The sequence below is a fragment of the Zhouia amylolytica genome (assembly GCF_900116365.1).
GTDB classification, from domain to species: domain Bacteria; phylum Bacteroidota; class Bacteroidia; order Flavobacteriales; family Flavobacteriaceae; genus Zhouia; species Zhouia amylolytica.
In genome coordinates this window covers 210,736-223,133 of the sequence record NZ_FPAG01000006.1, presented here as the reverse complement: position 1 = coordinate 223,133, position 12,398 = coordinate 210,736, and the positions used below count along the sequence as shown (strand labels likewise).

The following is a 12,398-nucleotide window of genomic DNA, read 5'->3' as shown; positions in this document are numbered from 1 at the left end:
ATATCTAAAACATTCAATTAATTTACTTTGAAAGCTTTATCTTTTGGATAATAAGCTACAGAACCTAGTTCCTCCTCAATGCGCAATAATTGATTGTACTTTGCCATACGATCACTACGTGATGCTGAACCGGTTTTAATCTGACCCGTATTCAGGGCAACTGCTAAATCTGCAATGGTATTATCTTCTGTTTCTCCTGAACGGTGAGACATTACTGAAGTATAACCAGCATTTTTAGCCATGTTAACAGCAGCAATAGTTTCTGTTAAGGTCCCGATTTGGTTTACCTTGATAAGGATAGAGTTTGCAATTCCGTTTTCAACACCTTTAGACAAACGCTCCACATTAGTTACAAACAAATCATCTCCAACCAACTGAACTTTATCTCCAATCTTTTCGGTTAAGGCTTTCCATCCATCCCAGTCATTTTCGTCCATTCCATCTTCAATAGAGATAATGGGATACTTAGCACATAAATCAGCTAAATACTGAGCTTGTTCTTCAGATGTTCTCACAGCTCCCTTATCACCCTCGAACTTGGTATAATCATACTTACCATCTACATAAAACTCCGCAGAGGCACAATCGAGAGCAATCATTACTTCGTCACCCATCTTATAACCTGCCTTTTCAACAGCCTTTGTTATCGTATCAAGGGCATCCTCAGTACCGTCTAATGTCGGAGCAAAACCTCCTTCATCTCCTACTGCAGTACTTAAATTTCTATCGTGAAGCACCTTCTTAAGGTTGTGAAAAATCTCAGTACCCATTTGCATTGCATGCGTAAAGCTTTCGGCTTTAACAGGCATTACCATAAATTCCTGAAAAGCTATCGGTGCATCTGAATGTGAACCACCGTTAATAATGTTCATCATTGGCACAGGTAATGTATTAGCGCTTACCCCTCCAACATAGCGATATAAAGGCATTCCTAACTCGTTTGCTGCAGCTTTAGCTACGGCAAGTGAAACTCCTAAAATGGCATTTGCTCCAAGTTTTGATTTATTCGGCGTACCATCTAAAGCTATCATAGTTTGGTCAATCAAGTTTTGTTCAAAAACCGACATTCCAACTAGTTCCTCAGCAATATCTTCATTTACATTTTTAACAGCTTGTGAAACACCTTTACCCATATAGGCATCACCTCCATCTCTAAGTTCCACCGCTTCGTGTTCTCCTGTAGACGCTCCCGAAGGAACAGCAGCTCTTCCTAATATTCCGTTCTCAGTTACTACATCTACCTCTACTGTTGGATTTCCTCTTGAATCTAGTATTTGACGTGCATGCACGTTTATAATTATACTCATACTGTTTCTAATTTTTGGTGTTTTATATTATCTATGAATTGGTCGAATAAATAGGTGGCATCATTAGGTCCTGGCCCAGCTTCCGGGTGATATTGTACAGAAAAAGCATTCTTTCCTTTTATTTTAATACCCATCACAGTATCATCATTCAAATGAGTGTGAGTTATTTCAATATCAGGATTAGCCTCAGCATCTTCTCTGCTTATTGCAAAACCATGGTTCTGTGAAGTAATTTCACCGTTCCCGGTAGTATGATTAATAACAGGGTGATTTATACCTCTATGCCCATGATGCATTTTAAAGGTAGAAATTCCCTGAGATAAAGATAATATCTGATGTCCCAGACAAATACCGAAGAAAGGTACATTTTCCTCTAAGATATCCTTTGCCAATTGAATAGCCGATGCTAAAGGTTCCGGATCTCCAGGTCCATTTGAAAAGAAATAACCATCAGGATTCCATGATTTCAAATCTTCCAGAGTAGCATTGTATGGATAAACTTTTATATAGCAATCTCTTTTAGCAAGATTCCTAAGTATATTTGTTTTAATTCCAAAATCTACTGCTGCTATCTTATACGTTGCGTTCTCATCCCCATAAAAATAAGGTTCTTTGGTTGACACTCTTGATGCCAACTCAAGTCCTTTCATACTAGGCACTTTAGCAAGCTTCGCTTTTAAACCTTCAATATCATCAACCTCTGTTGAAATTACGGCATTCATCGCACCGTTATCCCTGATATAACTAACCAACGCTCTTGTATCTACATCAGAAATAGCAAAGAGGTTATTCTTATTCAAAAAGTTTTCCAGGGAATCATCCGCTAAAGCACGAGATGGCACATAACTGAAATTTTTACAAATCAATCCAGCTATCTTAACGGAGTCAGACTCCATATCTTCTTCATACACGCCATAATTACCGATATGCGCGTTAGTAGTCACCATGAGCTGTCCAAAATAAGATGGATCAGTAAAAATCTCCTGATAACCTGTCATTCCGGTATTAAAACATACCTCTCCAAATGCAGTGCTTTGTTTATCACCTACAGCTTTACCATAAAAAATGGTACCGTCTTCTAAAAGAATTAATGCTTTTCTCTTTTCTTGGTACTTCATTTAACAAATTGTGTTTAAAAGTTTAGCAAAAATAATATAAAAAAAAAGGATAAACGAAAACGTTTACCCTTTTAATATGATTGTTCACATTAATCATTATTCTTGTGAAGTTTCTTTAGTTTCAGTATTCTCCTGTGCCGGAGCTTCTTCAACCTCAGACTTAGCCTTCTTGCTTCTACCACGTCTCGTAGATTTCTTAGCAACTTTTTCAGCTGTGTAAGTATCGTTGAAATCTACAAACTCGATCATGGCCATATCAGCGTTATCTCCCAAACGATTACCTAACTTAATAATTCTGGTATATCCTCCTGGACGATCACCAACCTTCACACCAACTTCTTTAAAAAGCTCATTAACCGCCTGCTTATCTCTTAGATAACTAAAAGCAATTCGCATGTTATGATTTCTCTTATCAGTTTCAGTGTTGTTACTAGGTTTTGCCTTAGTAACCAACGGCTCAACAAAAACCTTTAAGGCTTTAGCTTTAGCCAAGGTAGTGTTAATGCGCTTGTGCTCTATTAGTGAGCTAGCCATATTAGCAAGCATTGCTCTTCTGTGAGCAGTCTTTCTACCTAAGTGATTAAATTTCTTTCCGTGTCTCATGACATTTTCGTTTAACCTTCATCTTGCTTCAATCCGCTTAATACGGAGCGCAAACTATGCAGGTGTTAGTCTTTATCTAATTTATACTTTGCTAAATCCATTCCGAAACTAAGCCCCTTGTTGTTCACAAGTTCCTCTAATTCGGTTAAAGACTTTTTACCAAAGTTTCTGAATTTCATTAAGTCGTTCTTATTAAACGCAACCAAATCGCCCAACGTATCTACTTCTGCAGCTTTTAAACAGTTTAAAGCACGTACTGAAAGATCAAGATCTACTAATTTCGTCTTAAGCAACTGACGCATGTGAAGAGATTCCTCATCATATGTTTCAGTTTGTGCAATTTCATCCGCTTCTAAAGTGATACGCTCGTCAGAGAATAACATGAAGTGGTGAATTAAGATTTTAGCAGCTTCTGTTAAGGCATCTTTTGGATGTATAGAACCGTCAGAAACAATTTCGAAAACTAATTTTTCGTAGTCTGTCTTTTGTTCTACACGATAGTTCTCAATACTATACTTAACGTTTTTGATCGGAGTATAGATAGCATCAGTAAAAATAGTTCCAAGAGGCGCATTTGCCTTCTTGTTCTCTTCCGCTGGCACATACCCTCTACCCTTTTCAATAGTAATCTCCATATTGATGTTTACTTTAGCATCAAGGTTACAGATTACTAGATCTGGATTTAATACCTGGAAACCTGAAATAAACTTTTGGAAATCTCCAGCAGTAATTTGTTCTTTGCCTGTTACAGAAATTGATACTGTTTCGTTATCGATATCATCTATTTGACGCTTAAAACGAACTTGTTTTAGGTTCAAGATGATCTCTGTAACGTCTTCAACTACACCATCAATGGTTGAGAACTCGTGTTCTACATTGTCCATTCTTACTGATGTAATTGCAAAACCCTCTAGTGAGGACAATAGAACTCTTCGTAGTGCGTTGCCCACTGTCAATCCATAACCAGGTTCCAAAGGTCTGAATTCGAACTTCCCTTCGAAATCGGTTGAATCGATCATTATTACTTTGTCGGGCTTTTGAAAATTTAGTATTGCCATAGTACGACTGCTGTCTAATTATTATTTAGAGTATAACTCGACGATTAATTGTTCTTTGATGTTTTCCGGAATTTGAATACGCTCCGGTACCGCTACAAACGTCCCTTCTTTCTTCTCATTATTCCAAGTAATCCACTCATATACGCTTGAGTTAGCAGCCAATGAATTCTCTATAGCCTCTAAAGACTTAGACTTTTCTCTAACGCCAACAACATCACCTGCCTTTAATTGGTAAGATGAAATGTTTACGATTTCACCATTCACGGTAACGTGACGGTGAGAAACTAATTGACGTGCTGCTCTTCTAGAAGGGGCAATTCCCATTCTATATACAACATTGTCTAAACGAGATTCACACAACTGTAGTAATACCTCACCGGTAACACCTTTACTACTGTTTGCTTTTTTGTAAATGTTTCTAAACTGACGCTCTAAGATACCATAAGTATACTTAGCCTTCTGCTTCTCCATTAACTGAATAGCATATTCAGATTTTTTACCTCTACGTCTAGAGTTTCCGTGTTGCCCCGGAGGATAATTTCTTTTTTCAAAAGATTTATCATCACCAAATATAGCTTCTCCGAATTTACGAGCTATTTTAGTTTTTGGTCCTGTGTATCTTGCCATTTCTTATTGGTTTATGAGAATTTTGATTATGAATTAAGGCAATCCTTCGATAATCCTATATTAAAATCCTCTAATTTAAAATAAATAAATTAAACTCTTCTTCTTTTTGGTGGACGACATCCGTTATGCGGTAGTGGAGTAACATCAATAATTTCTGTTACTTCAACTCCAGCATTGTGGATAGTTCTGATCGCAGACTCTCTACCTGAACCAGGACCTTTAACGTAAACCTTAACTTTTCTAAGACCTGCTTCCTGAGCAACTTTTGCAGCATCTTCTGCAGCTACCTGAGCAGCATAAGGAGTGTTCTTTTTAGAACCTCTGAATCCCATTTTACCTGCTGAAGACCATGAAATCACATCTCCTTTTTTATTAGTTAAAGAGATAATGATATTGTTAAAAGTTGCTGAGATATGTGCTTCTCCAACAGCTTCTACTACAACATTGCGCTTTTTAGCAGCTTTTGTATTTGACTTTGCCATATTATTTTAGTTTCTAGTTGTTAGTTTTTAGTTGTTAGAATCCTAAACATTTCTATTTCAAACAGATTCATCTAACTACCAAACACTAATGACTAATGTCTAATTATTTAGTTGCTTTTTTCTTGTTAGCAACAGTTTTTCTCTTACCTTTTCTCGTTCTAGAGTTGTTCTTGGTCTTTTGACCTCTTAAAGGTAAACCATTTCTGTGACGGATACCTCTATAGCATCCGATATCCATTAAACGTTTAATGTTTAATTGAACTTCAGAACGTAATTCTCCTTCAATCTTGTAGCTACCAACAGCTTCACGTATTCTGGCGATTTCATCGTCAGCCCACTCTGATACTTTAGTGTCTTCGTTTACTTGAGCTTGAGCTAAAATCTCTTTTGCTCTGCTTTTACCAACTCCGAAGATGTAAGTTAATCCAATTACACCTCTTTTATTTTTTGGTAAATCTACCCCTGCGATTCTTGCCATAACTATCCTTGTCTTTGTTTAAATCTAGGATTCTTTTTATTAATTACGTACAATCTCCCCTTACGACGCACAATTTTGCACTCGGGACTTCTTTTCTTTAGTGATGCTCTTACTTTCATCTAACTAATCTTTAATATCTGTATGTTATTCTTGCTTTAGTAAGATCATATGGACTCATTTCGAGTTTCACCTTATCTCCTGGTAATAATTTGATATAATGCATACGCATCTTACCTGAGATATGTGCTGTTACCACATGACCATTTTCAAGTTCTACTCTGAACATTGCATTAGACAATGCCTCGATTATAGTTCCGTCTTGTTCTATTGCTGGTTGTTTTGCCATAATTAAGCTACAACTTTTCTATTTTTACCGGTTTTCATTAATCCATCATAGTGTCTGTTCAACAAGTATGAATTTACCTGTTGCATGGTATCGATAGCAACTCCTACCATAATCAACAATGATGTACCTCCGTAAAACAATGCCCAACCCTGCTGAATTCCAACAATCTTAACTACGATAGCTGGTAAAACAGCTATAATCGCTAAAAATACTGAACCCGGAAAGGTTATTAATGACATTATTTTATCTAAAAGATCGCCGGTTTCCTTACCTGGACGCGTCCCTGGTATAAAACCACCACTTCTTTTAAGATCATCCGCCATTTTATTTGTCGGCACCGTGATAGCCGTGTAAAAGAACGTGAACACTATGATTAATAATGCAAATACCAAGTTATACCAAAATCCGAAAATATCACCGAAAGCTGCTTGTACTGATTGTGCAGTTTCAGAATCGGACAAACTTGCTAAAGCACTTGGAACGAACATAATGGCCTGAGCAAAAATAATTGGCATTACCCCAGAAGCATTTAACTTCAATGGAATAAATTGTCTTGCTCCCATTACATTCTTCTCATATCCTCCGGTTGCAGTTCTTCTTGCGTATTGAACTGGTATCTGGCGCGTAGCCATAACAAGCATAATACAAGCAAGTATTACCACAAACCAAATAATCACTTCAATAAGAATCAGCATCAAACCACCATTATTTTCTGATACTCTAGATGCAAATTCCTGGGCAAATGACTGAGGCAAACGAGCGATAATACCGATCATGATCAGTAAGGAAATACCATTACCAATACCTTTGTCAGTAATCTTTTCTCCAAGCCACATAGCAAATATGGTACCTGTAACCAATATAATTACAGATGGAATTATGAAATCTAAACCTTTACCTAATATAAAAGCACTATCAGGAACACCTAAAGCACCTAAACCATAAAGGTAGGCTGGAGCCTGAACAATACAAATACCGATGGTTAACCAACGTGTAATCTGATTGATCGTTCTTCTTCCGCTTTCTCCTTCCTTTTGTAATTTCTGCAGGTAAGGAATAGCTATTCCCATTAGCTGAACCACAATTGAAGCTGAGATATAAGGCATAATTCCCAATGCAAAAACAGAAGCCTTGGCAAACGCCCCTCCTGTAAATGCATCTAATATACCTAATAAACCACTACTGGTTTTACTATCTAAAGCTGCCAATTGATCGCCATCAACACCTGGTAAAATTACGTGTGCTCCGAAACGATATACCAACAATAATCCTAATGTTAGTATAATTCTGTTTCTAAGTTCGTCTATCTTCCAAATGTTGCTTAAAGTATCAAAAAATTTCTTCATGGTAAATGGTTGGTTATAGGTTTACTGCTTCTCCTCCTGCTGCTTCGATAGCCGCTTTGGCGCTAGCAGTAAATTTGTGAACTGTAACTGATAATTTAGCATTAAGTTCTCCGCCACCTAATATTTTTACTAGATCTCTTTTATTAGCTAATCCGTTGCTTACTAAAACGTTCATATCAACTGTATCAGTAACAACTCCTTTATCAACTAACTCCTGTAATCTTTTTAAATTGATTCCAACATATTCCTTTCTGTTGATATTTGTAAATCCAAATTTAGGAACACGTCTTTGAAGCGGCATTTGACCACCTTCAAAACCAATTTTCTTAGAATAACCAGAACGAGATTTAGCTCCTTTATGACCTCTAGTAGCAGTGCCTCCTTTACCGGAACCTTGTCCTCTACCAACTCTTTTTCCGTCTTTATGTACTGAACCTTTAGCAGGTTTTAAGTTACCTAAACTCATAACTACTATTGTTATTTTAAGCTTCTTCTACAGAAACCAAGTGTTTAACTTTGTTGATCATACCAAGGATGTTTGGCGTAGTATCATGCTCTACTACCTGGCCTATTTTTCTAAGCCCAAGAGCTTCCAACGTTCTCTTCTGATCCTGAGGACGTTTGATTTGGCTTTTTACTTGTGTAACTTTAATCTTTCCCATGGTAATCCTTGATTTATCCTTTAAATACTTTTTCCAGAGATATGCCTCTTTGAGCTGCTACAGTTTTCGCATCTCTAAGTTGTAATAAAGCATCAAAAGTTGCCTTTACAACATTATGAGGATTTGAAGAACCTTGAGACTTAGACAATACATCGTGAACCCCAACAGCTTCCAGTACTGCACGCACAGCACCACCAGCAATAACTCCGGTACCGTGTGAAGCAGGCTGAAGATATACTCTTGCACCACTGTATTTTCCTTTTTGCTCGTGAGGTAATGTACCGCTATTCAATGGAATTCGAACTAAGTTTTTCTTTGCGTCTTCAACGGCTTTAGAAATAGCATCGGCAACCTCTTTAGATTTACCTAAACCATGTCCTACAACGCCGTTTTCGTCACCTACTACAACTATAGCAGAAAAACCAAAAGCTCTACCACCTTTAGTAACTTTTGTAACTCTTTGCACACCTACCAAACGGTCTTTTAATTCAAGTCCGCCCGGCTTCACTGTTTCTACGTTTTTATAATTCTGATACATGTTTTCTTAGAATTTGAGTCCTGCTTCTCTAGCTCCTTCAGCTAATGATTTTACTCTTCCGTGATATAAATACCCTCCTCTATCAAAAGAAATGGTATCAACTCCAGCTTTTAGAGCTTTCTCAGCTATTGCCTTACCTACTAGTTTAGCAATTTCGCTTTTAGTCCCTTCAGCAGAACTAATTTCTTTATCTCTTGAAGATGCAGCAGCTAAAGTAACACCATTAGTGTCATCGATCAACTGCACATAGATCTCCTTATTACTTCTAAAAACAGATAATCTTGGTCTAGCCTCTGATCCGCTAACCACTTTTCTAATTCTGTTTTTAATTCTCTGTCTTCTTTCAGTCTTTGTTAATGCCATAACGCTAATTATTAAGCTGATTTACCTGCTTTTCTTCTAATTTGTTCACCTACAAACTTAATACCTTTACCTTTGTAAGGCTCTGGCTTACGGAACGAGCGAATTTTAGCAGCTACCTGGCCAACTAATTGTTTATCGTGTGAAGTAAGCTTTACGATAGGGTTTTTACCTTTTTCAGATATTGTTTCAACCTTAACTTCCGGTGCTAACTCCAAAACAATGTTATGAGAAAAACCGACAGCCAGATCTAACTTCTGACCCTGGTTGCTGGCTCTGTAACCAACACCTACTAACTCCAACTCTTTAGTAAATCCTTGAGAAACACCTTCTATCATATTGTTTAGCAACGCTCTGTAAAGACCGTGCTTAGCACGGATATCTTTAGAATCGTTAGGTCTCTCAAGTATTAATTGTCCTTCTTCTTGCTTAACTGTAATGTCTTTAACCTCTTGAGTTAATTCGCCCATCTTACCTTTAACAGTGATTACACCGTTATCGATAGCTACAGTCACTCCGTCAGGGATGTTAATTGGACTTTTACCTATTCTTGACATTTCTTCTTGTCTTTATAAATTAGTAAACGTAACATAAAACTTCTCCACCTACGTTCTCTTGCTGAGCTTGCTTACTAGTCATCACTCCATGAGAAGTTGAAACTATTGCAATCCCTAAACCATTTAAAACTCGTGGAAGTTCTGCATTACCAACATATTTACGTAAACCTGGTTTACTCACACGTCGGATCTTCTTAATTACAGGCTCTTTTGATACCTTGTCGTACTTTAAAGCTATCTTAATAGTACCCTGGGTATTGTTATCTTCAAACTTATAACTTAGGATATAACCCTGATCGAAAAGGATCTTTGTTATCTCTTTTTTTAAATTTGAAGCTGGTATTTCTACCACTCTGTGTCCTGCGCTGTTAGCGTTTCTGATTCTTGTTAAATAATCTGCTATAGGATCTGTATACATCTGTATCTATTTGCGGTAACAGTTTTCGGCTTAACACCGAACTTGCTACCAATTAAAATTTTTTACCAACTTGCTTTTTTAACTCCTGGAATCAATCCTTTGTTAGCCATTTCTCTGAACATAACTCTGGAAACTCCAAAAGTACGCATATACCCCTTAGGTCTTCCTGTTAATTTACAACGATTGTGTAAACGTACAGGAGAAGCATTTTTTGGTAATTTTTGTAGCGCTTCATAATCGCCAGCCTCTTTTAAAGCTTTACGTTTAGCAGCGTACTTATCTACCAACTTTTGTCTCTTAACCTCACGGGCTTTCATTGATTCTTTAGCCATGTCTTAGTTCTTTTTAAAAGGTAATCCTAATTCGCTTAATAATGACTTCGCTTCCTTATCTGTTTCAGCGGTGGTTACAAAGGTAATATCCATACCTGAAATTTTATGCACTTTGTCAATATCAATTTCAGGAAAAATAATTTGTTCCTTTACACCTAGGTTATAATTACCTCTACCATCAAAACCGGTAGCGCTAATCCCGTTAAAATCTCTTACACGTGGTAACGCGGTAGTGATTAAACGATCTAAGAATTCCCACATTCTTTCAGCACGCAAAGTCACTTTTGCCCCAATCGGCATACCTTTACGAAGTTTAAAAGAAGCAACGTCCTTTTTAGACATAGTAGAAACGGCTTTTTGACCGGTAATCTTACCTAGCTCGTCAACTGCATAGTCTATTTGTTTCTTGTCGGCAACAGCTGCACCAACACCTCGGCTTACTACAATCTTTTCAAGTTTTGGAACTTGCATTACATTTTCGTAACCGTACTCTTCTCTAAGAGCTGCAACAATGCGCTCTTTATATTCTGTTTTTAATCTTGGAATGTAAGCCATAACTAGATAACCTCATTAGATTTTTTAGAAAATCTCACTTTCTTACCGTCTCTCTCTTCATACCCTACTCTTGTTGTTTCTCCAGATTTAGGATCAATCAACGAAAGGTTAGAAATATGAACAGGAGCTTCTTTCTTAACGATTCCTCCTTGAGGATTTTGTGCACTAGGCTTAGTGTGTTTAGACACTAAATTAACACCCTCAACAATCGCTCTGTTCTTCTCACGATCTACAGTAACAACCTTGCCCTCTTCACCTTTGTGGTCTCCGGCAACAACTCTTACAGTATCTCCTGATTTTATTTTTAGCTTTGTCATCTCTACGTTAATGTATTAAAGCACTTCAGGTGCTAATGATACAATTTTCATAAATTGCTTGTCTCGTAATTCTCTTGCTACAGGACCAAATACACGTGTTCCGCGCATTTCACCAGCAGGGTTAAGTAATACACAAGCATTATCATCGAAACGGATGTAAGAACCATCAGGTCTTCTCACCTCTTTTTTGGTACGAACTACTACCGCAGTAGATACCTGTCCTTTTTTAACGCTTCCGTTCGGAGTCGCTTCTTTAACGCTAACAACAATCTTGTCGCCAACAGAAGCATATCTTCTTTTAGTACCCCCTAAAACTCTGATAGTAAGTACTTCTTTAGCTCCGGTATTATCAGCTACTCTTAGTCTAGATTCTTGTTGTACCATAATTTATTTAGCTCTTTCAATGATTTCAACTAATCTCCAACACTTGGTTTTACTCAATGGACGTGTCTCCATTATTTTAACTGTATCACCAATGTTGCAATCGTTCTTTTCGTCGTGCGCAACATATTTCTTAGTTTTCAACACGAACTTACCGTACATAGGGTGTTTAACTCGTTTTACCTCAGAAACAACGATAGATTTCTCCATCTTGTTACTTGTAACAACCCCTACTCTTTCTTTTCTTAAACTTCTTTTTTCCATCTTAAAGCAGAATCGAATTATTGTAATTCTCTTTTAGTAAGCTCTGTCGCTAACCTCGCTACTGTTCTTCTCGCACCTCTTAACTGAAGTGGATTCTCAAGCGGAGTAACAGCGTGAGCCAATTTTAAATCTGCATACTGTTTTTTAAACTCACCAAGCTTTTCTTGTAGCTCAGCAACAGACAATTCTTTAATTTCCGACTGTTTCATAATCATCTTTCAATTAATTAAGCTGAGTAATCTCTTGCTACAACGAATTTAGTTCTTACAGGAAGCTTTTGAGCTGCTAAACGTAATGCTTCTTTAGCAACATCCATAGGAACACCTCCAACTTCGAACATAATTCGACCTGGTTTCACAACTGCTGCCCAATATTCTGGAGCACCTTTACCTTTACCCATACGCACCTCGAGAGGCTTTTTAGTAATTGGCTTGTCCGGGAAGATTTTAATCCACAACTGACCTTCTCTTTTCATGTAACGAGTAGCTGCAATACGCGCTGCTTCGATCTGACGAGAAGTAATGAATTTTGAATCTAAAGACTTTATACCAAACATACCATTTGAAAGCTGATGTCCTCTTTGAGAGTTACCTTTCATGCGGCCTTTCTGCTGCTTACGGTATTTTGTTCTTTTTGGTTGTAACATTTT

General features: G+C 37.4%; 23 protein-coding genes. All 23 read right to left on the bottom strand.

The annotated features are described in order from the left end of the window. Positions 1-17: 17 nt before the first annotated feature. The 23 genes from eno to rplP all read right to left on the bottom strand — a co-directional run bounded on the left by eno (position 18) and on the right by rplP (position 12,395). Complete coding sequence (gene eno / locus BM361_RS11320) at positions 18-1,307, bottom strand: phosphopyruvate hydratase (protein ID WP_038260858.1); 1,290 nt, start codon at positions 1,305-1,307, stop codon at positions 18-20. Next, positions 1,304-2,425 (bottom strand): glutamine-hydrolyzing carbamoyl-phosphate synthase small subunit, encoded by a 1,122-nt coding sequence (carA, locus tag BM361_RS11315; protein WP_074978893.1) that lies wholly within the window; start codon positions 2,423-2,425, stop codon positions 1,304-1,306. The genes eno and carA overlap by 4 nt, the downstream gene beginning before the upstream one ends. A gap of 96 nt (positions 2,426-2,521) precedes the next feature. Further along, positions 2,522-3,028, bottom strand: coding sequence for a 50S ribosomal protein L17 (gene rplQ / locus BM361_RS11310; RefSeq protein WP_038260853.1), 507 nt, complete (start codon positions 3,026-3,028; stop codon positions 2,522-2,524). A gap of 65 nt (positions 3,029-3,093) precedes the next feature. Beyond that, entirely contained in the window at positions 3,094-4,086 is a 993-nt protein-coding gene (locus tag BM361_RS11305) for a DNA-directed RNA polymerase subunit alpha (RefSeq protein WP_038260850.1), read from the bottom strand. A 21-nt stretch (positions 4,087-4,107) separates the two neighbouring features. After that, positions 4,108-4,713 carry a 30S ribosomal protein S4 gene (rpsD, locus tag BM361_RS11300; RefSeq protein ID WP_038260847.1) on the bottom strand — a complete coding sequence of 202 codons (606 nt, stop codon included), beginning with the start codon at positions 4,711-4,713 and terminating at the stop codon, positions 4,108-4,110. 89 nt (positions 4,714-4,802) lie between these two features. Continuing rightward, positions 4,803-5,195: a 30S ribosomal protein S11 gene (gene rpsK, locus BM361_RS11295; RefSeq protein ID WP_038260844.1), complete on the bottom strand. Its 393-nt coding sequence runs from the start codon at positions 5,193-5,195 to the stop codon at positions 4,803-4,805. A 103-nt stretch (positions 5,196-5,298) separates the two neighbouring features. Then, complete coding sequence (rpsM, locus tag BM361_RS11290) at positions 5,299-5,673, bottom strand: 30S ribosomal protein S13 (protein WP_038260842.1); 375 nt, start codon at positions 5,671-5,673, stop codon at positions 5,299-5,301. A gap of 2 nt (positions 5,674-5,675) precedes the next feature. Next, a complete protein-coding gene (gene ykgO, locus BM361_RS11285) occupies positions 5,676-5,792 on the bottom strand; it encodes a type B 50S ribosomal protein L36 (RefSeq protein WP_074978891.1) in 117 nt (38 codons plus the stop codon). Positions 5,793-5,803: 11 nt separating this feature from the next. After that, complete coding sequence (gene infA / locus BM361_RS11280) at positions 5,804-6,019, bottom strand: translation initiation factor IF-1 (RefSeq protein ID WP_014031991.1); 216 nt, start codon at positions 6,017-6,019, stop codon at positions 5,804-5,806. A gap of 2 nt (positions 6,020-6,021) precedes the next feature. Further along, positions 6,022-7,365, bottom strand: a complete 1,344-nt coding sequence (secY, locus tag BM361_RS11275; RefSeq protein WP_074978890.1) for a preprotein translocase subunit SecY — start codon at positions 7,363-7,365, stop codon at positions 6,022-6,024. Positions 7,366-7,378: 13 nt separating this feature from the next. Next, positions 7,379-7,831, bottom strand: coding sequence for a 50S ribosomal protein L15 (rplO, locus tag BM361_RS11270; RefSeq protein WP_038260832.1), 453 nt, complete (start codon positions 7,829-7,831; stop codon positions 7,379-7,381). A gap of 16 nt (positions 7,832-7,847) precedes the next feature. Beyond that, on the bottom strand, positions 7,848-8,027 hold the full coding sequence (gene rpmD / locus BM361_RS11265; protein WP_038260829.1) for a 50S ribosomal protein L30: 180 nt from the start codon (positions 8,025-8,027) through the stop codon (positions 7,848-7,850). A 13-nt stretch (positions 8,028-8,040) separates the two neighbouring features. Further along, positions 8,041-8,565, bottom strand: coding sequence for a 30S ribosomal protein S5 (gene rpsE / locus BM361_RS11260; protein ID WP_038260826.1), 525 nt, complete (start codon positions 8,563-8,565; stop codon positions 8,041-8,043). A 6-nt stretch (positions 8,566-8,571) separates the two neighbouring features. Beyond that, positions 8,572-8,928: a 50S ribosomal protein L18 gene (gene rplR, locus BM361_RS11255; RefSeq protein ID WP_038260823.1), complete on the bottom strand. Its 357-nt coding sequence runs from the start codon at positions 8,926-8,928 to the stop codon at positions 8,572-8,574. 11 nt (positions 8,929-8,939) lie between these two features. Then, entirely contained in the window at positions 8,940-9,482 is a 543-nt protein-coding gene (gene rplF, locus BM361_RS11250; protein WP_038260820.1) for a 50S ribosomal protein L6, read from the bottom strand. A 19-nt stretch (positions 9,483-9,501) separates the two neighbouring features. Then, positions 9,502-9,900 carry a 30S ribosomal protein S8 gene (gene rpsH, locus BM361_RS11245; RefSeq protein ID WP_038260817.1) on the bottom strand — a complete coding sequence of 133 codons (399 nt, stop codon included), beginning with the start codon at positions 9,898-9,900 and terminating at the stop codon, positions 9,502-9,504. 62 nt (positions 9,901-9,962) lie between these two features. Then, on the bottom strand, positions 9,963-10,232 hold the full coding sequence (gene rpsN, locus BM361_RS11240) for a 30S ribosomal protein S14 (RefSeq protein ID WP_038260814.1): 270 nt from the start codon (positions 10,230-10,232) through the stop codon (positions 9,963-9,965). Between the two features lie 3 nt (positions 10,233-10,235). Then, the gene (gene rplE / locus BM361_RS11235) at positions 10,236-10,787 is read right to left on the bottom strand and encodes a 50S ribosomal protein L5 (protein ID WP_074978888.1); all 552 of its coding nucleotides are present in this window, start codon (positions 10,785-10,787) and stop codon (positions 10,236-10,238) included. 2 nt (positions 10,788-10,789) lie between these two features. Then, positions 10,790-11,104, bottom strand: a complete 315-nt coding sequence (gene rplX / locus BM361_RS11230; RefSeq protein WP_038260808.1) for a 50S ribosomal protein L24 — start codon at positions 11,102-11,104, stop codon at positions 10,790-10,792. A gap of 15 nt (positions 11,105-11,119) precedes the next feature. Next, complete coding sequence (gene rplN, locus BM361_RS11225) at positions 11,120-11,488, bottom strand: 50S ribosomal protein L14 (protein ID WP_038260806.1); 369 nt, start codon at positions 11,486-11,488, stop codon at positions 11,120-11,122. A 3-nt stretch (positions 11,489-11,491) separates the two neighbouring features. Next, the gene (rpsQ, locus tag BM361_RS11220) at positions 11,492-11,749 is read right to left on the bottom strand and encodes a 30S ribosomal protein S17 (RefSeq protein WP_038260803.1); all 258 of its coding nucleotides are present in this window, start codon (positions 11,747-11,749) and stop codon (positions 11,492-11,494) included. Between the two features lie 17 nt (positions 11,750-11,766). After that, positions 11,767-11,958: a 50S ribosomal protein L29 gene (rpmC, locus tag BM361_RS11215; protein ID WP_038261763.1), complete on the bottom strand. Its 192-nt coding sequence runs from the start codon at positions 11,956-11,958 to the stop codon at positions 11,767-11,769. 17 nt (positions 11,959-11,975) lie between these two features. Beyond that, positions 11,976-12,395, bottom strand: a complete 420-nt coding sequence (gene rplP, locus BM361_RS11210; protein ID WP_038260800.1) for a 50S ribosomal protein L16 — start codon at positions 12,393-12,395, stop codon at positions 11,976-11,978. Between the last annotated feature and the right edge of the window lie 3 nt (positions 12,396-12,398).

Bases quoted from the DNA above. Each gene is read 5' to 3' on its own strand.
- eno (WP_038260858.1), bottom strand. From the start codon at position 1,307: ATGAGTATAATTATAAACGTGCATGCACGTCAAATACTAGATTCAAGA.
- carA (WP_074978893.1), bottom strand. From the start codon at position 2,425: ATGAAGTACCAAGAAAAGAGAAAAGCATTAATTCTTTTAGAAGACGGT.
- rplQ (WP_038260853.1), bottom strand. From the start codon at position 3,028: ATGAGACACGGAAAGAAATTTAATCACTTAGGTAGAAAGACTGCTCAC.
- BM361_RS11305 (WP_038260850.1), bottom strand. From the start codon at position 4,086: ATGGCAATACTAAATTTTCAAAAGCCCGACAAAGTAATAATGATCGAT.
- rpsD (WP_038260847.1), bottom strand. From the start codon at position 4,713: ATGGCAAGATACACAGGACCAAAAACTAAAATAGCTCGTAAATTCGGA.
- rpsK (WP_038260844.1), bottom strand. From the start codon at position 5,195: ATGGCAAAGTCAAATACAAAAGCTGCTAAAAAGCGCAATGTTGTAGTA.
- rpsM (WP_038260842.1), bottom strand. From the start codon at position 5,673: ATGGCAAGAATCGCAGGGGTAGATTTACCAAAAAATAAAAGAGGTGTA.
- ykgO (WP_074978891.1), bottom strand. From the start codon at position 5,792: ATGAAAGTAAGAGCATCACTAAAGAAAAGAAGTCCCGAGTGCAAAATT.
- infA (WP_014031991.1), bottom strand. From the start codon at position 6,019: ATGGCAAAACAACCAGCAATAGAACAAGACGGAACTATAATCGAGGCA.
- secY (WP_074978890.1), bottom strand. From the start codon at position 7,365: ATGAAGAAATTTTTTGATACTTTAAGCAACATTTGGAAGATAGACGAA.
- rplO (WP_038260832.1), bottom strand. From the start codon at position 7,831: ATGAGTTTAGGTAACTTAAAACCTGCTAAAGGTTCAGTACATAAAGAC.
- rpmD (WP_038260829.1), bottom strand. From the start codon at position 8,027: ATGGGAAAGATTAAAGTTACACAAGTAAAAAGCCAAATCAAACGTCCT.
- rpsE (WP_038260826.1), bottom strand. From the start codon at position 8,565: ATGTATCAGAATTATAAAAACGTAGAAACAGTGAAGCCGGGCGGACTT.
- rplR (WP_038260823.1), bottom strand. From the start codon at position 8,928: ATGGCATTAACAAAGACTGAAAGAAGACAGAGAATTAAAAACAGAATT.
- rplF (WP_038260820.1), bottom strand. From the start codon at position 9,482: ATGTCAAGAATAGGTAAAAGTCCAATTAACATCCCTGACGGAGTGACT.
- rpsH (WP_038260817.1), bottom strand. From the start codon at position 9,900: ATGTATACAGATCCTATAGCAGATTATTTAACAAGAATCAGAAACGCT.
- rpsN (WP_038260814.1), bottom strand. From the start codon at position 10,232: ATGGCTAAAGAATCAATGAAAGCCCGTGAGGTTAAGAGACAAAAGTTG.
- rplE (WP_074978888.1), bottom strand. From the start codon at position 10,787: ATGGCTTACATTCCAAGATTAAAAACAGAATATAAAGAGCGCATTGTT.
- rplX (WP_038260808.1), bottom strand. From the start codon at position 11,104: ATGACAAAGCTAAAAATAAAATCAGGAGATACTGTAAGAGTTGTTGCC.
- rplN (WP_038260806.1), bottom strand. From the start codon at position 11,488: ATGGTACAACAAGAATCTAGACTAAGAGTAGCTGATAATACCGGAGCT.
- rpsQ (WP_038260803.1), bottom strand. From the start codon at position 11,749: ATGGAAAAAAGAAGTTTAAGAAAAGAAAGAGTAGGGGTTGTTACAAGT.
- rpmC (WP_038261763.1), bottom strand. From the start codon at position 11,958: ATGAAACAGTCGGAAATTAAAGAATTGTCTGTTGCTGAGCTACAAGAA.
- rplP (WP_038260800.1), bottom strand. From the start codon at position 12,395: ATGTTACAACCAAAAAGAACAAAATACCGTAAGCAGCAGAAAGGCCGC.